The sequence below is a fragment of the Bradyrhizobium sp. AUGA SZCCT0283 genome (assembly GCF_018130385.1).
Lineage (GTDB): Bacteria > Pseudomonadota > Alphaproteobacteria > Rhizobiales > Xanthobacteraceae > Bradyrhizobium.
In genome coordinates, this window is record NZ_JAFCLU010000014.1 from 42925 (window position 1) to 61264 (window position 18340).

At 63.2% G+C, this 18340-nt stretch carries 14 protein-coding genes; 5 read left to right on the forward strand and 9 right to left on the reverse strand.

What is annotated here, in order from left to right; genetic code table 11:
- Positions 1-50 precede the first annotated feature (50 nt).
- Positions 51-1361, forward strand: a complete 1311-nt coding sequence (locus JQ624_RS20080) for a DUF1236 domain-containing protein (RefSeq protein WP_212420644.1) — start codon at positions 51-53, stop codon at positions 1359-1361.
- A gap of 166 nt (positions 1362-1527) precedes the next feature.
- Here the strand turns inward: JQ624_RS20080 and JQ624_RS20085 are convergent, their stop codons facing one another.
- Positions 1528-3117 carry a gamma-glutamyltransferase gene (locus JQ624_RS20085; protein ID WP_212420645.1) on the reverse strand — a complete coding sequence of 530 codons (1590 nt, stop codon included), beginning with the start codon at positions 3115-3117 and terminating at the stop codon, positions 1528-1530.
- Between the two features lie 203 nt (positions 3118-3320).
- On the opposite strand from JQ624_RS20085, the gene JQ624_RS20090 reads away from it, so the two are divergent.
- Together JQ624_RS20090 and JQ624_RS20095 are read left to right on the forward strand one after the other, a co-directional pair.
- Positions 3321-4052 carry a gamma-glutamylcyclotransferase gene (locus JQ624_RS20090; protein WP_212420646.1) on the forward strand — a complete coding sequence of 244 codons (732 nt, stop codon included), beginning with the start codon at positions 3321-3323 and terminating at the stop codon, positions 4050-4052.
- Between the two features lie 171 nt (positions 4053-4223).
- A complete protein-coding gene (locus JQ624_RS20095) occupies positions 4224-5894 on the forward strand; it encodes an NAD(P)/FAD-dependent oxidoreductase (protein ID WP_212420647.1) in 1671 nt (556 codons plus the stop codon).
- A 134-nt stretch (positions 5895-6028) separates the two neighbouring features.
- Here the strand turns inward: JQ624_RS20095 and JQ624_RS20100 are convergent, their stop codons facing one another.
- From JQ624_RS20100 to JQ624_RS20115, 4 genes are all read right to left on the reverse strand, one after another.
- Positions 6029-7390, reverse strand: coding sequence for a tetratricopeptide repeat protein (locus tag JQ624_RS20100; RefSeq protein WP_212420648.1), 1362 nt, complete (start codon positions 7388-7390; stop codon positions 6029-6031).
- Positions 7391-7697: 307 nt separating this feature from the next.
- Complete coding sequence (locus JQ624_RS20105) at positions 7698-8549, reverse strand: phytanoyl-CoA dioxygenase family protein (RefSeq protein WP_212420649.1); 852 nt, start codon at positions 8547-8549, stop codon at positions 7698-7700.
- Between the two features lie 116 nt (positions 8550-8665).
- Positions 8666-9166, reverse strand: a complete 501-nt coding sequence (locus JQ624_RS20110) for an L-2-amino-thiazoline-4-carboxylic acid hydrolase (RefSeq protein ID WP_212420650.1) — start codon at positions 9164-9166, stop codon at positions 8666-8668.
- Between the two features lie 36 nt (positions 9167-9202).
- A complete protein-coding gene (locus JQ624_RS20115) occupies positions 9203-9580 on the reverse strand; it encodes a nuclear transport factor 2 family protein (RefSeq protein WP_212420651.1) in 378 nt (125 codons plus the stop codon).
- A 150-nt stretch (positions 9581-9730) separates the two neighbouring features.
- On the opposite strand from JQ624_RS20115, the gene JQ624_RS20120 reads away from it, so the two are divergent.
- A complete protein-coding gene (locus tag JQ624_RS20120) occupies positions 9731-10099 on the forward strand; it encodes a TfoX/Sxy family protein (RefSeq protein WP_212420652.1) in 369 nt (122 codons plus the stop codon).
- Positions 10100-10152: 53 nt separating this feature from the next.
- Here the strand turns inward: JQ624_RS20120 and JQ624_RS20125 are convergent, their stop codons facing one another.
- On the reverse strand, positions 10153-12831 hold the full coding sequence (locus JQ624_RS20125) for an alpha/beta hydrolase fold domain-containing protein (protein ID WP_212420653.1): 2679 nt from the start codon (positions 12829-12831) through the stop codon (positions 10153-10155).
- 241 nt (positions 12832-13072) lie between these two features.
- The gene (locus JQ624_RS20130; RefSeq protein WP_212420654.1) at positions 13073-14050 is read right to left on the reverse strand and encodes a LysR family transcriptional regulator; all 978 of its coding nucleotides are present in this window, start codon (positions 14048-14050) and stop codon (positions 13073-13075) included.
- A 185-nt stretch (positions 14051-14235) separates the two neighbouring features.
- Here JQ624_RS20130 and JQ624_RS20135 point away from each other — a divergent pair, with 185 nt between their 5' ends.
- Positions 14236-15213, forward strand: coding sequence for a tripartite tricarboxylate transporter substrate binding protein (locus JQ624_RS20135; RefSeq protein ID WP_212420655.1), 978 nt, complete (start codon positions 14236-14238; stop codon positions 15211-15213).
- 43 nt (positions 15214-15256) lie between these two features.
- Here JQ624_RS20135 and JQ624_RS20140 read toward each other — a convergent pair whose 3' ends face one another.
- Together JQ624_RS20140 and JQ624_RS20145 are read right to left on the reverse strand one after the other, a co-directional pair.
- A complete protein-coding gene (locus tag JQ624_RS20140; RefSeq protein ID WP_212420656.1) occupies positions 15257-16957 on the reverse strand; it encodes a phospholipase D-like domain-containing protein in 1701 nt (566 codons plus the stop codon).
- 192 nt (positions 16958-17149) lie between these two features.
- Positions 17150-18340 carry an ABC transporter permease gene (locus tag JQ624_RS20145; protein WP_212420657.1) on the reverse strand — a complete coding sequence of 397 codons (1191 nt, stop codon included), beginning with the start codon at positions 18338-18340 and terminating at the stop codon, positions 17150-17152.

Genomic DNA, 18340 nt, shown 5'->3' on the forward strand with positions numbered 1-18340 from the left:
CCATCACCGGTGCACGTTCGCTTGCGTATCGTCACGTGGAGGAGATCAACATGCGCAAGCAACTGCTGTTGTCGACTGGATTCATCTGTCTGATGCTGGCGCCGGCTGTTTCCTACGGCCAAGCGCCGGGAGCAAGAGGCGAGGAGCAGAAACAAATGCGGCCGAGCGAGGCCGGCAAGGGTGCTGCATCGCAAGAACGCGGTGCCGATCGGGTGCAGGAACGCGCACAGGGCGCGGAACAAAAGGCGCAAGGTGCGGCGGGCCGTGAGGAAAAGGGAGCCGGTTCCCGCCAGACTGAGGAAAGGAGCAAAGCCGCACCATCGAGCGAGCGTCCAGCGACTGCAAAGGATGACAAGCGTGGGCGGGGCGACGACGCAAAATCCAGCGAGCGCGCACAGGATTCCCGCCAGGGCGGTCGCGACGCGCAAACCGTGCGCGAAGGCAAGGACGCCAAGGACAGCGCCAAGGGTCGCGCCGAGATGGATCGCGATAATGCGGCCCGCGGCAAGTCCAGCGCCGAGCAGGAAAAATCGAAGGATGGAACCACGGCCGCTCAAAAGGAGCGCGAGGGAACGACCACGACGCAGAAAGAGCAGGGCCGCGATCAGCGCGAAGGCGCGAAGAATGCCGCCGAGCAGGGCAAGGATGCGAACCGGCCGGCCACCGCGACCGATAGCACGCGCACGCAGCCTTCCACCAATGCGCACACTGCTCCGGGCGGCGCGACCACCCAGAGCCAGACGACGCAGAGCCAGACCAGCCAGACGCAGGTCAGCCAGCAATCCAACATCTCGACCGATAAGCAGGTGCGGATTTCGCAGACCCTGACCCGCGAACGTCTGGCGCCGCCGGAGCGCAATCTCAACATCTCGATCCGGATTGGCGAAACGGTCCCGCAGAGTGTGCGGTTCCACCGGCTGCCGCCGGAAATCGTCTCGATCGAGCCTGAGTACCGTGACTACGAGTACTTCACGACCGATGACGACATCGTCATCGTCGAGCCTCGCACCAAGCGGATCGTCAGCCAGGTCCCGCGTGATGCCTCCCGCATTCGCGCCGCCGGCGGCCAGCCGGGCAGCGGCAGCACAAGCAGCTCAACCGGTTACACCGGCACGGTGGCTGCCGCCGGTGGCGCCTCGCCGTGCCGCATCATGCGGCGCGATAGCGCTGGCAATGTCACCGAACTCACGCCGCAGACGGTCGGTGCGGCGGCACAGCAGGAAACCATCAGCGTCACGGTCCGTGTCCCTGGTGGAGCGACGACCGCGCCGATCTCGATGTCCGCACCGGACGGACAGATCGTGGTGGCGGGCCAGAGCGGCGCCGATTGTACGGTGACGATCGAGCCGCCGACGCGATAAGGAAGCAGCCTCGAGCCGCTTCTTTCGTCATGGCCGGGCTAAAGCGCGAAGCGTGTCTTCGCGCTAGATGTCCCGGCCATCCATGTCCTTTCTTGCCTTGTTGAAGCAAAGACGTGGATGCCCGGCACAAGGCCGGGCATGACGGGTTTCCATGAGAACCCTTGTCTCATTCCGCCACCGCCTCGCTCCAGGCGTGGAACGGCTCGGTGGCGCCGCTGTTGGTGTCGCCGTCGCGCAGCACGATGCTGGGGCAGGCGAACTTCATCGGCAGGTTTTGGATGCGCGCCTCCTCGTAATCGAAACGCGAGCCCAACGTTTCGCGCGCGGCCTGCGGCAGGCGGACGTCGCCGATCACGATGGCGCCCTCGCTGGCGTCGATGCGCGGCTGGTGGATCACCGCATCGAGGTCCATGCCGTAATCCATCACGAAGGATAGCAGCTGGCTCACCGCGGGCAGGATGCGCCGGCCGCCGGAAGCGCCAATCGCGGCGCGGCGGCCGTCGGCTGCCTGCGCCAGCACCGGGGTGTAATTGGTCAGGCAGCGCTTGCCTGGCGCCAGCGAGTTCGGCGTGCCCGGCGTCGGATCGAACCACATGATGCCGTTGTTCATGGTGATGCCGGTCTGGTTGGATACGAATTTGGAGCCGAAGGTCGACAGCAGCGTCTGCGTTACCGCGGCCATGTTGCCGTCGCGATCGACCGCCGAGAAATGCGTGGTGCAGGCCGGCGCCAGTGCTTCGGCGCCGAGCGCGCGCCTGCCGTCTTCATCGCCCATGTCCTTCAACCGCTCGCGATAGGCCGCCTGCAGCGCCGAGGCATAGGCGACATAGGCCGCCGCATCCGGTCCGCCGCGCGCGGGCTTGAGATCGTTCTGCAGCAGACCGAGCGTGCGCGACAGCGTTGGACCCGCGGTGAGTTCGGGTGTCGCGAACACCTTGCCGCCGCGATAGGGAATGGCCAGCGGCTCGCGCAAATGCGCGCGGAACGGTTTGAGGTCTTCGACCGACAGCGCGCCGCCGGCGGCCTGGATGTCGGCGGCGAGGCTTTTTGCCAGATCGCCTTCATAGAAGTCGCGCGGGCCGGCGCTGGCGAGCTGCGCCATCGTGGCCTGGAGCCGGTCCTGCGGCATGCGGACTTTGGACTTGATGCCCCATTGCGGATTCGGCGGCAGTCCGTCCTGCAGATAGGCGGCGGCGCTCGCGGGGTAACGCCGCAGATCCGCAGCCGCACTCGAAATCATCAGCGTGGTCCACCAGTCGACCGCGAGGCCTTCGCCGGCGAGCTTGACGCTCGGCGCCAGCAATTCCTTCCACGGCAGTTTGGCGTGGCGGCGATGCGCTTCCTCCATGCCGGCCACCACGCCGGGCACGGCGATCGAGCCGGGGCCATGGATGTTGCGGTCGCCCTTGACGCGCGGCCAGGGAAAAATATCCGACGCCGCGCCGTCGCCGGTCAACGGATAATCCTCCAGCCGGAGGCTCACGGGAGCGCGCATGCCGTAGTCGATCACTTCATAGCGGTCTTCGCGCGCACGGTAGAGCACCATCGCGCCGCCGCCGCCGAGCCCGCTCATCCAGGGCTCCAGCACGCCCAGCGCGAACGTGGTCGCGATTACAGCGTCGACGCAGTCGCCGCCCCCGGCCAGCACGTCGGCGCCGACATGCGCCGCCCGGCTCGATTGCGCCGCGACGATGCCGCCTTTGGAGGTGACCGCGGGTTTGCGGATCGCTTGCGTGTTGGAGAACTGGTCGCGCATGGAATTGCCTTCGATATCGGGTGGAAGTTTGCGGGGTGGGGGGCGTGGTCGGAGTGAGCTTCATTACACCCTAAAAATCCTGGGCGAGCCATGACAGAATAACATGCAAGGGGACCACATTCGCTCGTCTTCAAGCTTGGCGCCAGGCCGCCGACGATGGCAGATTGCGGAGCATTGCTGCATCACCAAAGGAGCATGCCGGCTTGACCGCGGACGCATTCATTCATCTGCCCGAGCTTCGGACCCGGGTAACGCATCCGGAAAAATCGCTGCTGCGCCTGACGCCCGAGATGTTTGCGATGTGGGAGCAGCGCGCCCGGGCCGCGGGATGGCCCGCGGGCTGGCGGCTGCCGGACGAGGTGATCGAGGCGTCACGCCTTGCGGTGCTCGGCGATCACAAGGCGGGAGACGACCTCTGGATCTATTCCTACGGCTCCCTGATGTGGGACCCTGGATTTCATTTCGCGGAAGTCCGGCTCGCCGACGTCGAGGGCTATCAGCGCCGCTTCACGCTGAAGATCAATCTCGGCCGGGGATCGCATGACTATCCGGCGCTGATGCTGTCGCTGGAGCCGCAGGAAGGACGTTGCCACGGGCTGGCGTTCCGCATCGCCGCCGATTCCGTCCATGCGGAAACGGCAATCCTGTGGCGCCGCGAGATGCTGCGCGGCGGCTATGCGCCGGCGATGGTGTCGATGCTCACGCCGCAGGGGCCGATCGATGCGCTTGCCTTTGTCTCGAACCCTTCGCATCCGAGCTATGTCGGCGAACTGCCGTTTGCCGAGACCGCGCGCCTGATCGCAAGCGGGAAGGGCATCCTCGGCACCAACAGGGAATACCTCGTGCAACTGGCGACGCAGCTCGACGCATTGGGGATCGAGGACCCCTATGTCGCGCAGCTCCACGCCGAGATCGGCGCTATGCCGGGCATCTGACGCGGTCAACCTGCGGACGCGCCGATGCGACCGCTTGTCAAACAATGTTTGAGCGCTGGTTTCCACCGCCCAACCCGGCATCCTGACGCAAGTGCATGGTGCGAATAATTCGGTATAGTCGCCCCCGACCGCGCCAAAATCGTCCAAGAAACAACAACGGGGAGGCAGCGCATGACCGACGGCATCAAGTCGCACTACGAGGTCGTCGTCGTCGGCGCGGGCGTGTCGGGCATTTACCAGATCAAGCGGCTGGCCGATCTCGGGGTGGATGCCCTTGTGCTGGATGCCGCTCCCGATCTCGGTGGAACCTGGTACTGGAACCGCTATCCGGGCGCGCGTTTCGACTCCGAGAGCTACACCTACGGCTATTCGTTCTCCAAGGAGTTGCTCAACGAGTGGCACTGGAAGGAGCGGTTTTCGGCGCAGCCGGAGAACCTGCGCTACCTTAACTACGTCGCCGACAAGTTCGATCTTCGCAAATATATGCGGTTCAACCGCAAGGTGGCGGCGGCCGCCTTCGACGAGGCTAGCCATCTGTGGCGGCTCAGGCTCGACGACGGCTTTGAGCTAACCTGCCGGTTCGTCATTCTCGCGGTCGGGTTGCTGTCGATACCGACGCTGCCGCGGCTGGAAGGCATGGAGACGTTCAAGGGGCGTTCGTTCCACACGTTTTATTGGCCGCACGAACCGGTCGAACTTGCCGGCAAGAAGGTTGGCATCATCGGCACCGGCGCGACCGCCATCCAGGTGATCGGCGAGATCGCGGACAAGGTCGGCGAACTCACGGTGTTTCAGCGGCGTCCGAACTGGAGCGCGCCGCTCAACAACAGCCCGATCTCGGATCAAGAAATGGCCGACATTCGCTCACGCTACGACGAAATCTTTGCCGCCTGCACCCGCACGCCCGGCGGTTTCGAGCATGAGCCGGACCGGCGCGGATTCTACGAGGTCACGGCCGAGGAGCGGATCGCGCTGTGGGACAAGCTCTATGACGAGCCCGGCTTCGGCATCTGGCTGAGCAATTTTCGCGAAATCTTTACCGATGAGGCGGCGAATGCCGAGTTTTCCGCCTATATCGCTGACCGCATCCGCCGACGCGTCAAGGACCCGGTGACGGCGGAAAAACTTATTCCGAAGGATCACGGTTTTGGCGTGCAGCGGGTGCCGCTGGAGACCAATTACTTCGAGGCCTATAACCGCGACAATGTGCATCTCGTCGACATCAGCGAGACCCCGATCGAGCGTGTGACCGAGACCGGCCTGCGCACCAGCGCGCGCGACTACGAATTCGATATCATCGTCTATTCCACCGGCTTCGATGCCATCACCGGCGCATTCGATGCGATCGACATCACCGGCACAGGCGGGGTCAAACTGGCCGACCAATGGCGCGACGGCCCCTCGACCTTTCTCGGCATGATGGCCCATGGTTTTCCGAACCTGTTGATGCCGACCGGGCCGCAAAGCGGTTCGGCCTCGACGAATTTTCCGCGCGGCATCGAGAACGGCGTCGGCTGGTGCATTGGCCTGCTCGAACACATCTGGCGCCAAGGCTACACGCGGGCGGAGCCAACGGCCGAAGCCCAGGCGCGCTGGACCGCGCATGTGACGAAGATGTACGCCATCATGCTGATGCGCAAAGCCAAGTCATGGTTCACCGGCTACAATTCCAACATCCCCGGCCACGAACACGGCAAGACGCGCTATCTCGTTTATAATGGCGGCACGCCGAAATACGTTGCCGCCATCACCGACGTCGCACAGAAGGGCTATGAAGGCATCGTGTTCGATGCGGACGCGCGGGCGGCGCGAGTCCCGATCAGGTCGAGCGCTGCGGAGTAGCGCGCGGGCCGACTGGCGCGCGGAGCAACTCGCCTGAAAGGGATCTCAAGCTCAGGGCTGCGATCAGCAGGCATTCCTGCTCGCGCTGTGAACTTGAACGGAACGTGCGGTTGTGCGCGCTGCTTAGCGGCGGTTTACTTTTCCGGAAGACCAGCGATCCGCAGACCTTTCATCAGCGTATCTTGCGCAAGCTGCAGGTACGCAGGCTCATTCATTGCCTCGATCCGCGCGATGGAGATCTCCGGCCTGAGCTTCAGTGCCTCTTGGAGCGCACCTTTTGCCTTTTCGGCGTCTCCCTTTTGCGCGAATGCGGCCGCTAGATTCAGATTGAGGGTCAGCTTGTCGGTCGGCAATACTCCGGCTTTCGCGCCCGCTTCGATCGCATCATTCCATTGGCCCAGCAGTACATAAGCGCGGGTGAAATGCATCTGGATGACGCCCATTGCCGGGTCACGCGGACTGCGGGCGACAGCCTCGTTGAGATAATTGACGGCATCGCGCGGTTGTCCCAGTGCGAGCGCCACGGCTGCAAGATTGTGATAGTTGACCGCGTAATTTGGGTCGAGCGTGCGCGCCATTTCATGCTCGCGGGCCGACTCTTGTGGCTTGCGTTCAACTGAGTAGAGGCGGCCCTTGCCGTTATGTCCTATTGCGGATCGCGGATCGATGAGGAGCCCGCGATCAAGAAGTTCCCGCGCTTCGGTCACAGCAGCGCTGATCTGTTCTGGCGTCATGCGAAGATTGAAGCGATGCAGGCTGAGACGGACCGCCAGCAGATTTCCAAGGCCGTTTAGCGCGTCTGGATTTTTCGGATCGAGTGCGAGGGCTTGTCGGTAAAGGCTTTCGGCGGTCTTGAGCGAGTCGACGGTACGATTATTGGTCAGAAACTCGGCTTGTGCGCGGAAGACAAGGTCGACCACTTCAGGCTTTTGTCGCCGCTCCGCCTCTGTCGATCCGTATCGGAGCAAGGCAACGCCAAACGAGTTGGCTATTCTTGCCGAAATAAGATCCTGAATTGCGAATGGATCGTCCCCGGTCCCTTCGAATTTTTCAGCCCATAACTGCCGCGCAGTCTGCGTCTCGACCAGGCGAGCGTCGACCCGTACCCGACTGTGATTTCGCTGGACGGTACCGAAGAGCACGTATCGCGCGCCGAGTTCACGCCATAGCTGCTGCGGATCGGCTTTTGTCTTGAGATAGGTGAAGGCGGAATCCACGCCGATGATGAACAGTCCGGGCACACGGATGGAAAGGTCGGTGGTCAGGCTGTTGGTTATGCCGCTCCCCAGATAATCGGGCGTGCCATCGTGCAAAGCCGTAAACGGTAGCACCGCAATGGAATAGCGGCCGGGCACCGCAGTCTTTGATGCTGACTGATCTGCAGGCTTTTGCAGGCCTAGCACATCGTAGGCGACGGTCTTGTAGGCAGACCAGTAGCCGGTCAAGCCGCCAAGCACGGCACCAACGGCGGCCACCGCTGCAAATAGTGCGCCCATCCGCTGCAGTCTTGGGCGATGCCGGACTGCGGTCCGGCGCAGAGCTTCGCGCCATGCTGACCGTCCGGTCGGTTTGGCGGTTACGTCATCTTCTGGCGGCACGGATCACACCTCAGCCATAGGGTTTACATCTTACCGTTCTTCGGTAGTCACACCACCAAAGATTGGCGAATACCGCCGTCGGCGCCGCCCGAAGCAATCAATTGTCGCGACTTGCAGGTGATGATTCTCCCAACACGCAACCGGAGGATATCGGTGGCAAGGTGGTCTGGCCCGGTCCAGTGCACGCGTCGTGCGGCGTATCGCGTCACTGCGTCCGCAAGAGGCGCCTGGGATGAACGCCGTCGACATATCCCATGAACGGCGGATGGATCGAGTAGCCGATCAACTCGCGTGCGCGCTCCGGCAATTGACTCGCCACTTCGGCGGGGACGGCGAGCGCCATGTTTTCGAGTTGCCGCACCCAGCCTACGCAATATTGCGGCGTGACGATCAGGCGCGGCCGGTCCGACCGGTTGGCGCCGCCGCGGTGCCACAGCGTTCCCTTGGTGATCGCCAGCGATCCCGACGGCATGGTCAGCTTGACGGCGTCCGGCCGGTTGCCCTCTTCGTGATCGGCTTCGTTGGTGAAGTGGGCAGGCTGCACCGCGCCCGCGATATATTGCCCATCCCACAGATGACTTCCCGGGATGATTTCGGTGGCGCCGTTCTGCTCGGTCGTGTCGTCGATCGCCCAGAATGTGCTGATGCCAAGGGCAGGGCGGGGCCGCGGAATCCTGGCGCCGCTGTCGTCAAAATGCCAGGGCTGCACGGTTTCGCCGGGATGCAGATTGATCGCGAGCATGGCGGATAATAGACAGCTCTCGCCGAGTTCGGCTTCGACAAAGGCCAGGGCGAGCGGATGGATCGCGAGCTCGGCGAAGACAGGCGATTTCGCCAGCAGGGCATAGACGCGGTTGGTTTTGGTGCCTTCAAAATCGTTGCGGCCGAGCAGATCGCGCGCCAGATGCGGCGCCAGCGCCGCGCGGATTTCAGCGACGCGCTCGGGCGGGAGAACGCGTTCGAAGATCAGGTAACCGCTGCGGTCGAACTCTTCCCGCAAGGAGGCGAATGACCGTCCCTTGAGCCAGGGTGACGCTTGCTCCGCTGTCGCTGCCATCGGCGCTCTCCCTTGCGAGCCCGGTCAAGCCAGGCTTCTTGGCGCCCATCATACGCGATCATGGGCGTCTTTCAGGGGAATTTTGCGGCGTAGAGCACACCGGCATCGGCCGGCATTTACGCCCGCGGAGCGAACCTGTAGCGGAAGGTGCAGCTCGGCGCGCCCTGCATCAGGGTCTGGTCGCGCGTGAGGCCGACCTCGCTGCCGCCGGCCGCAACGATATCGAAATCGGTGGCGCAGACCAGCAGCGCGCCGAGTTCCGGCTCGCCGAGCGCACGAAAGAATTCCGCGAAACGGCAATGCGTGACATCGAATTCCAGCGCTTCCTTGTCGTGCCTGATCATCTCCACCGCCACTTCGCGTTCGGTGACTTCGGCGAGCGCGGTATGCATGGCCGCCCATTTGCGCCGCGGGCCGCCCTCGACGCTCTCGCCCACGGCGGCGAATAGTTGCTTCGACCAGTGGCGCAGGGCGTGCCTGACGATCGCGTCGGCCTTCTCCTTTCCGAGTTCCGCGCGCAACGCCCTCAGCACCGGCACCAGCACCTGGGCCTGGATCCGCGTCTTGTCCAGCAGCGACAGGCGGGAATCGATCATATAGTCGTCGAGTACGTTCATGCCGGCTTCCTCCCATAAGGCACGGCCTGCGGCAGACTATTCCCGCAGCTCGGTCATAAAAACCTTTTGCGCGATCTGCCAGCGGCCGTCGATCTTCAGCAGCGAGAGCTGGTCGGTGAAGAAGCGCGGCGGAATCGCGCATTTGAGCTTGACGTAGGCCATCGTCGGACCGACGAGGTCGATCGACAGCACCTGATCGTGGCGCGACAGGCCCCGTTGCTTCGGCGACGGCCTGTTCCGGACGTTGTCCAGCCAGACGTCGCGCGGCGTGATCGTCAGTTCGCCGTCGTCCGCGACGCTGGTCAGCGCGCTGGTCGGATGAAAGGCGCTCGCAATCTTGTCGGCGTCGCCCTCGTGGAGCCCGTCGAGGTAGGACTGGATCACGCCTTCGATGGCTTTTGTGTCGTCTGTCATGAGATTTGGCTTCCGATGTCTTTTGGTGGTGTCACGACGACAATAAGCGAAATCCATCGGGCGGTTGACGTAGAAAATCTATTGCATGACAGTCTGCCGGACGCCGCGAACCAACAGCGTGACCGGGTTTGAACCAGGCCGGATAGAAGGATGGTTGCCAGCGAAACCTATGCCGAGTTTCTGCGCGAGCAGCTCGCGCCGCTCGGCCGCGTCACGATGCGGCGCATGTTCGGCAAGACCGGTGTGTTCTGCGACGGGGTGATGCTGGGGATGGTGACGGAGAACACGCTTTATTTTCGGGTGGATGACCAGAACCGGGAGACGTTCAGGGAAGCCGCGGCGTTTCCGCCGCTCAATTACACGAAGAAAGGCGAGACCATTGACCTCGCATTCTGGCGCGTGCCGGAGCGGCTGTTCGACGAACCCGACGAGTTCTTCGCGTGGGCGCGCGCCGCGCTGGCGGCGGCACACCGGGTTGCGGCCAAGAGGCCGGCGCCGAAGCAACGCAAGCGCTCGTGAGCAACCAGACCTGAGAGATGCCCAGGTCGCCCAGCCATTGCCTGCCTTGCGCGCTACCCCGCGGCAGCGTTCACCGCGATCGGCGAGGCGTCCTCGCCGCTCGCTTCCAATTTCCGCGGCAGTCCCGCAAAGCCGCGCAGCGCTTCCGCCATCTTCGCACGTCCGCTGACGCCGGTGATGACCACGTCCACCATCATCAGGGATGTGTGGATGTGGCCACGCGCCTGCAATTGCTCGACGGGGACGCCGGCGGCGGCGAGCGCCTCGGCATATTCGATGCCCTCGTCGCGGAGTGGATCGAACTCGCAGGTGGCCACGAACGCCGGGGGCAGGCCGGCCAGATTGCCGCGCAGGGGTGACACGCGCGGATCGGTGCGGTCGGCGGGCGAACAATAGATGTCCCAGAACCAGAACATCATCGATCGCGTCAGGAAATAGCCGATCGCGTTGTCGGTGTAGGAGGAGCGGTCGAACCTGCAATCGGTGACCGGGCATATCAGGAGCTGGCCGGCGATCTGCGGGCCGCCGCGGTCACGCGCGAGCTGGCAGGTGACGGCCGCGATGTTGGCGCCGGCGCTCCAGCCCGCGACCAGCACCGGTCCCGGTTTGCCGCCGAGCTCAGTCGCATGTTCGGCGATCCAGCGCGTCGCCGCATAGCCATCCTCGGCCGCCGCCGGGAAGCGATGCTCGGGCGCATGGCGGTATCCGACGCTGACGACGATCATGCCGCTGCGGCGGCAGATGTCGCGGCAGAACGGATCGTCGGACTGCTCGTCGCCGATCACCCAGCCGCCGCCGTGGAAATAGACCACGATCGGATGCGGCCCCGGCGTTGCCGGCCGATAGAGACGATAGGGCAGCGGACCGGCGACGCCTTGCAGCGCGCCGCTACCGACCTCGCCGACCGGCCGGCCCGCGGGACGGCTCTTGTTGAATTCGGTGAGGAAGTCGCGCGCGCCTTGTGAGCCCAGCTGTTCGATTTGCGGCAGGTTCATCTCCGCCAGCATGCCGAGCACCAGCCGCACGTCCGGCTGCAGGCGAACCACCTCGCCGTCGTTGCATTGCTCGGCGACATTGGGGCCTGACAGCCTGAAGCCCAGCATGCCGCGGCCGACGACCTCGTTGCAGATGCTGCGGTAGGGACCGACGCCGCCGGTATAAGGCATCACGCCCTGTGCCTTGCCGGGAACGTTGGCGCCCGTGTACCAGGTGTTGGCCAGCCGATGCAGCGTCATCATCGAGCAATCGGCCATGTGCCGCGCCCAGCCGGCTTGCGCCGTCTCCGTCGGCTCGATGGTGGTGAAGCCGGCCTCGCGCATCGCCGCCAGCCGGTCCACCACCCAGTCGACATGCTGCTCGATCGACACCGCCATGTTCGACAATACCGACGGGCTGCCCGGGCCCGTGATCATGAAAAAATTGGGGAAGCCCGCGACGGTGAGCCCGAGATAGGTCTGCGGGCCGTTGGCCCAGACATCCGACAGCGATTTGCCATCACGGCCCGTGATCGGATGCACCGCCTTGATGGCACCTGTCATGGCGTCGAAGCCGGTGGCGAACACGATCACGTCGACGTCGAACGTCCGCTTGCCGGTTTTGATGCCTGACGCCGTGATCTCTGTGATCGGCTCCTGCCGCAGGTTCACCAGCGTGACGTTGGGCCGGTTGTAGGTGGCATAGTAGTTGGTATCGAGGCAGGGGCGCTTGGCGCCGAACGGATGGTCGTGCGGCGTCAAGGCTTCGGCCGTCTCCGGGTCCTTGACGATGGTCCGGATCTTCTCGCGGATCAGGTCGGCGAGCAGCGTGTTGCCGCCGAGGTCGACGCCCTGGTCGGCCCAGAGCTGGGTCAGTATGTAGACGAGATCGCCGGTGGCCCACGCCTGCTCGAACCGCTCGCGCCGTTCGGCATCGCTCAATTGCCAGCTTACCGCCATCTGTTGCGGATAGGGAACGCCCGCGAGCGACCAGCGCGCCTGCTCGCGGTAAGCGGCGCGGTTGCCCTCCAGCATCGCGCGGCGGTCTGCCGGCGCAGCACCATTGTGGGCGGGCAGGGCGAAGTTTGGGGTGCGCTGGAATACGGTGAGATGCGCCGCCTGCTCCGCGAGCAGCGGGATCGACTGGATGCCCGATGATCCCGTGCCGATGACGGCGATGCGCTTGCCGGCGAGCTTGACCTCTTCATGCGGCCAGCGGCCGGTGAAATAGATCTCGCCCCTGAAGTCCTTGACGCCATCGATCTCCGGCGGTTTTGGTGTGGAGAGGCAGCCGGTCGCCATGATGTAGTAGCGGCAGGAAATGCCAGCGCCATTGTCGGTCGTCAGCCGCCAGCGTTCCGCGGCCTGGTCCCACTTCGCCGCCGTGACTTTTGTGCCAAAGCGAATATCGCGCCGCAGATCGTATCGGTCGGCGACGAAGCCGAGATAGCGCAGGATTTCAGGTTGGGTGGCGTATTTCTCCGACCATTGCCACGCGCTCTCCAGCTCCGGATCAAACGTGTAGCTGTAGTCGATGGTCTGGATGTCGCAGCGTGCGCCGGGATAGCGGTTCCAGTACCAGGTGCCGCCGACGTCGCCGGCCTCCTCGATCGCGACAGCGGTGAAGCCGGCCTTGCGCAGGCGATGCAGGAGATAGAGGCCGGCAAATCCGGCGCCGACGACGGCGACATCGACCTGTTGCGTCGTATCGCTGTTCGTCGTTTCAGAAGAACGTGCTGCGACCGCTGCGTCCGGCATGTATTCCTCCCGTGCGTTTTATATTTTGGGGTAGGCTACTGCCGCGTACTCAGTTTGTCATCAGGACAAATACAATCGCTGGATGTTTCCTTCGAGATACGATCTGCCGAGGCGCCCGGTCCACGACTTCACGAATTTCTCCGTGCGAAGCAGCGACTTACCCGCAACGCTCTGCGCGGGGCATGACAAATCGCAGGATGGGTGGAGCGAAGCGATACCCATCAATCGTGAGGCTGGTTCGCTATATGCGCTTGCGCCGTTCGCTGGTGCGGCGGCGCTCGCTTCCGCCTGCTGCCCAATTCGGGCTGAAACCGAGCGTGAAGTCGCGAAAACTCTCCACGGCGGGCGAGAGCGATGCGCTGTGCGTTACGAACATCGCGATCTTCCATTTGACGGCCGGTTGCAGCAGCGGCAGGAACGTCAGCCCGAAGCCGCGCACCAGCGGCTCCGCCATCGAGGGGCAGATCACGGCGCCTTGTCTCACCCGCAGCATCGATAACGCCGTGTTCACCCGGTGCACCGGCACCAATTCCTTAGGCTGATGCCGGGGCGGCACGTTGCTCAACACATTGATGGCGATGTTGGGCATGTAGTTGAGCAGGGGCCGCTCGCGCAAATCCTTCCAGCTGACCGACTTGCCTTTTGTCAGCGGGTCATCGCTGCGCAACGCCACCCAGAGCGGGTCGGCGCAAATCATATGCACTTCGACTGATTGATCCGGAACGACGCCGGCCGGCCCGAAGCCGATGTCGGTCGAGCCGTTCTGCAAGCCCGCCAGCACCTCCTGGATCGGCACGTCGTCGAAGCGGACCTCAACGCCGGGATGGCTGTTGTTGTATCCGGCGATGAGCTCCGGCAGCAGCGTGCAGGATAGCGTTTCGGGCGCGGCGACACGCACCAGCCCGCGGCGGAGCTCCTTGAGATTGGTCAGGTTGTCGAGCGCCTCGTCCAGGCTCGAAAGCACCCGCCGCGCCATCGGTGCAAAGGTCTCGCCGACCGCAGACGCCGAAACTTTTCGCGTCGTGCGGTCCAGCAGGCGGACGCCGACGCGGGTCTCGAGCTCCTTGATCAGGCCTGAGAGCGCCGCCTGCGACAGGTGCATGGCCTTGGCGGCTTCCGAGAAGCTTGCTGCCTCCAGCACGGCCACATAGGCGCGCAACTGCCGCAGTGTCACATCCATCGCCATGCCGCGTCCCCCGCCCGTCGTTTCGTAATTCATAGGCCAGGCTTATCAATCAGTCAAAAAATACACATTGTTCGATAGAAGTCGCCTCTCTATCGTTGCAGCCTCGACAAGATGATGAGTCCGGCGACGTCTGCGATCGCACCAATACGGCTCGAATAAAAATGGGATGAACGCAACGGGCCGCACCGTGCCTTCAGGCGACCCCAAAAGAGGCATTCATGAAAGTCACACGCCGAACTCTGCTGGGGACCATCGCCGCCGGCTTCGCCGCAGGTCCTCGCCTTCCTGCGTTTGCCGAGGGCGATTGGCCCTCGCGGCTGGTGCGGCTGGTGTCGCCCTACGGGGCCGGCGGGGCCAACGACATCTCGTTGCGTATCCTGGCCGAACAGTTCGGACGCAGCCTGGGCCAGCAGTTCATGGTCGAGAACAAACCGGGCGCGGGCACGCGCATTGCCAACGAACTGGTCGCGCGCGCCACGCCGGACGGATACACCTTCCTCTACGCGGCCGCGCCCTATGCCACCGCCGAAGCCCTGTATGGAAAACTGAAATACGAGCGTAAGGATCTGCAGCCGGTGGCGATGACCGTCATGGCGCCGCTCTTCCTGATCGTCAACGCCAAGGCGAGCTTCAAGAAGCTGCAGGAGATGATCGCCTACGGCAAGGCGCAGCCGGATGGCCTGACGTTCGCCTCTCCGGGCGCGGGTTCTCAGCCGCATCTGGCGGCTGAGTTGCTGCTGAGAGACGCCGGCGTCAAGGGCCTCAACGTGCAGTACCGCGGTGATTCGATGGCGTATACAGAGCTGCTCGCCGGCCGCGTTGACGCCACGCTGACCGCGATCAGCACGGCGTTACCGCATATCCAGAGCGGCGATTTCCGCGTGCTGGGCGTGGCTTCCGCCGAGCGCAGCGCCATCTACCCGGCGGCTCCGACCCTGCGCGAGCAGGGCTTTCCCAACGTGGTCGCGTCCGGATGGTTTGGCTTCATGGCGCCGTCAGCCACGCCGCAGCCGATCGTCGAGCGGATGCAGCAGGAGATCAGTCGTGCGCTGGCCGATCCCGAGGTGAAGCAGAAGCTGCTGGCGCAAGGGCTCGAAGCGCACAGCCGCACCGCCGCCGAGTTCGGCCATTTCATCGACGACGAGACGCGCAAATGGGGCGAGGTGATCCGCGCGGCCGGCCTCAAGGGGGAATAGGCAAGTTATGCCATGAGGGGCGATGATCTCAGCATGACGAATGTTACGAGAATAGCTTGCGGTCACGAATCTTTCGTTCGTCGGTATAATACTCGCTCCACCACGCCTTCTCGCCGCGCTTTCGCGGCGGCTTGGCCAATTGCAGCTTCTTTCTGGCCTTCCTGGCTTCGGCTTGCGCGACACGGAAATGATAGTGATCGAAGATTCTGAGCGCTTCGATCATATAGGACACGGCGATACGCCGGTCCTTTATCAAAAGAAGATTTTCGCCATTCGATGTATCGGCCGGTGGCGAAAAATTGTAGGAGCCGAAGTAAACTCTCGCGGTGGGCTTGTCGAAATCAATTACCACGAACTTGTGGTGCATTCGATTTCCCCCGCCTCCTTTTGGTTCGGACTTGAAGGGCTCCGGCACGTTTTTCGAAAGCGCCGACGGAAAGACTGGCTCGACCTTCCCATCCGGCTTTTGAAAGTCCAGGCCTCCGACTTTCTTGTCAGAGATGCCATAGAGAAAGATACCCTTGGCCTTGGCCAGTTTCTTGACCGCCTCGCGAATAGGTCCTTCGGTCTGAAACAGAAATGCCAGGGAAAACAGCACGCTCGATTCCGCCGACTTCATGTCTTCCGCGATGCCGTCGAGCAGCGCGTTGCTGCTGATGTGCGGCGAGAAGGAAACGTCCGCGTCGATATTGTCCAGCCCGAGACTGGTCCACTCGGCTGATCCCGTGGCGCCGAAGTCCACGGCCGCGTCGTTCTCCCAGTAATTCTCGAACGCGTCACGAAAGGGCTTGATGGCGGATTCGCCGGTCAGGACAACGGCGTTGTTGGACTGAACATAGAACCCTCGCCAGGAGAAATTCGTCGAGCCGCAGATGGCTTTCTTCAGATTTGGAGAATCGACGACGATGGTTTTGTTGTGCTGAGGCGCGCCCATCTTCTGGCGCTTCACGTTGTCTTCTCCGGCCGTTTTCACCAGTCGCTTTGCGGCCTGCGACTCTCCCGATTCTGCAGGTCCGTGTTCCCCAGCATTGTCGATGATGATTTTCAGGCGAGAGCCTAGTTTCTCCAATCGGGACACCACTTCAATTTCGCTTAGATCGTATGCAACAACCCGAACCGCTGCGTCTTCATCCTCAATCGCCTGATCCAGAACCTCGAGAATTGCGTGGCGGGCTTCAAAGCCCATCCAGGGGAGCGCCTCATCCTTCTTGGGATGGGTGGGTTTGAACTTGAGACCATCCTTGGCTTTTGCGGGCAGGAGCTTGGAAATCGTCCCGTACTTGTCGACGAACGCCTGCGACAATACGAACCCGCGTGTGTAAGTGACATTGAGTTGACCCGGATAGGTTTCCCGGCGCAGTTCAATGGCCGCCTCCTGCGCCTCGCCAAAACTCAGCTCGTCCTGCTTGTTCATGAAGACCGGGGTGACCCGGTAGACGAATTCTCCCGCCAATTCGGCGTTGCGAGGAAAATGCACCCAGCGAAATTTCTGTATGGGCGACTGCATCGTGGTCAGCCGATTTGGATTGGTCTTTCCGCCAGCGCCGGGAAACGCGATCCGGTTCTTCAAGGCAAAGAACCTGTTGCCGTCCGGCTCCTTGTATTCGATTGCGAAACCGACAAAATCGATCGGCGGCTCATCGTCCTTCCAATCCATGGCGATCAGAGCCATGCCATCGCCGCGATGAACCTTGAGGGTAAAGAGCACGTCGGCGTTGCTTCCCGTGACCTGAAATTCAGACATTGGCGGCCCCCCAAGTTGAAGTTTCATGCAACTCTAGGGCGATCATGGTCCTATCCGCAATGGCGAAGTGATGGCCGGAACAGGCCGTCGTGAATTGTCACAGAACCGGCAGTGGCCATGCCCGTATCGGGTCACTATGTCGCCCAGGCCTGCCGACGTGCGGCGGCGGGCCTCAAGGGGGGAATAGCAAGCTCAGTGCGCGTACAGGCCTTCGACGATCGGCAATCGCGCGGCGCGCAATGCCGGAAACAGTCCGCCGATCAGGCCCACGATCAGCGCCAGCGCAACACCCTCGGCGATCAGCCAGGGACTGAGCTTGAAGTCGAACACCACCTGGGTGAAGTTGCCGCCAAGGGTCGACGCCGTGACGCCGTCGAAGATCAGGTAGGTGGCGGCGGCACCTAACAGGCCGCCGATGACGGCGAGCAACAGCGATTCGGCGAGCGTCCCGACAAAGGCGGGAAAGCCGCCGAAGCCGATGGCGCGCAGCGTTGCGATTTCCGTCGCGCGGGACGCGACCGACGAATACATCGTGTTGAGCGCGCCGGCGACCGCGCCCAGCGCCATCGCGATCGCCAAAGGCCAACCGAGTTTCTGAATCAGGTCGGAGGTCTGCGAGGCCTGTTCGGCGAAGTAGGCTGCTTCGGATTTGACGTCGAGCTTCAGCCGCGGATCGTTGTCGCTGTAGCTTTTGAGCTCATTCAGCGTGGCCGGCCCGGTGAGGCGCACGCGCACGGTTTGCACGATATTGTTGCGGTTGAACAGGCTCTGCACCACGTTGAGATCGGCCCAGATCTCGGATTCGAATACGCTGCCGCCGGCCTCGAACACGCCGACGACGTTCCAGCGCGTGGCGCCGAACGATACGGTAGAGCCGATGTCGAATCCTTCGAATTCCCGCAGCAAGGCCTTGCCGACCACCACCTCATTGCTGCCGCGATTGAACATGCGGCCCGCGGTGATGGTAATGCCCTTGCGCAACGCGGTGCCCTGTTCGCCGATCCCGCGCAGCGGCAGGTTGGCCTTGGTCTTTGTCGAACGCTTGATGCCGTCGACCACAAGATAGAGCTCCGGCGAGATCAGGGGCTTGCCATCGCTGCCGCGGGCGATGCCGGGACCGTCCTCGATCAGCCGCACCTGATCGCGGCTTACCGTGCTGTTGATTTCGGCCTGCGAGCCGGCCCGCAGCACGATGGCGATGTCATCGGCCCCGGATCCCGCGATGGTGCGCTGGAAGCCGTTGGCCATCGCCAGGAACGCGAGCAGCACGATCACCACCAGTGCGATCGCGATCACCGTCGAGAGCGAGAGCCAGCGCCGCTGTCCAATGCTCTTGAGGTTGATGGCGGTGACCGCCGCGACTTGAAGCCAAAGCGAACGCAT

What these genes read in the sequence shown, in the direction of transcription:
- JQ624_RS20135 (WP_212420655.1), top strand. Translation starts at nt 14,236, where the DNA reads ATGAAAGTCACACGCCGAACTCTGCTGGGGACCATCGCCGCCGGCTTC.
- JQ624_RS20140 (WP_212420656.1), bottom strand. Translation starts at nt 16,957, where the DNA reads ATGTCTGAATTTCAGGTCACGGGAAGCAACGCCGACGTGCTCTTTACC.
- JQ624_RS20105 (WP_212420649.1), bottom strand. Translation starts at nt 8,549, where the DNA reads ATGGCAGCGACAGCGGAGCAAGCGTCACCCTGGCTCAAGGGACGGTCA.
- JQ624_RS20100 (WP_212420648.1), bottom strand. Translation starts at nt 7,390, where the DNA reads ATGGGCGCACTATTTGCAGCGGTGGCCGCCGTTGGTGCCGTGCTTGGC.
- JQ624_RS20115 (WP_212420651.1), bottom strand. Translation starts at nt 9,580, where the DNA reads ATGACAGACGACACAAAAGCCATCGAAGGCGTGATCCAGTCCTACCTC.
- JQ624_RS20125 (WP_212420653.1), bottom strand. Translation starts at nt 12,831, where the DNA reads ATGCCGGACGCAGCGGTCGCAGCACGTTCTTCTGAAACGACGAACAGC.
- JQ624_RS20085 (WP_212420645.1), bottom strand. Translation starts at nt 3,117, where the DNA reads ATGCGCGACCAGTTCTCCAACACGCAAGCGATCCGCAAACCCGCGGTC.
- JQ624_RS20095 (WP_212420647.1), top strand. Translation starts at nt 4,224, where the DNA reads ATGACCGACGGCATCAAGTCGCACTACGAGGTCGTCGTCGTCGGCGCG.
- JQ624_RS20130 (WP_212420654.1), bottom strand. Translation starts at nt 14,050, where the DNA reads ATGAATTACGAAACGACGGGCGGGGGACGCGGCATGGCGATGGATGTG.
- JQ624_RS20145 (WP_212420657.1), bottom strand. Translation starts at nt 18,340, where the DNA reads ATGCGTTCGCTTTGGCTTCAAGTCGCGGCGGTCACCGCCATCAACCTC.
- JQ624_RS20120 (WP_212420652.1), top strand. Translation starts at nt 9,731, where the DNA reads ATGGTTGCCAGCGAAACCTATGCCGAGTTTCTGCGCGAGCAGCTCGCG.
- JQ624_RS20110 (WP_212420650.1), bottom strand. Translation starts at nt 9,166, where the DNA reads ATGAACGTACTCGACGACTATATGATCGATTCCCGCCTGTCGCTGCTG.
- JQ624_RS20080 (WP_212420644.1), top strand. Translation starts at nt 51, where the DNA reads ATGCGCAAGCAACTGCTGTTGTCGACTGGATTCATCTGTCTGATGCTG.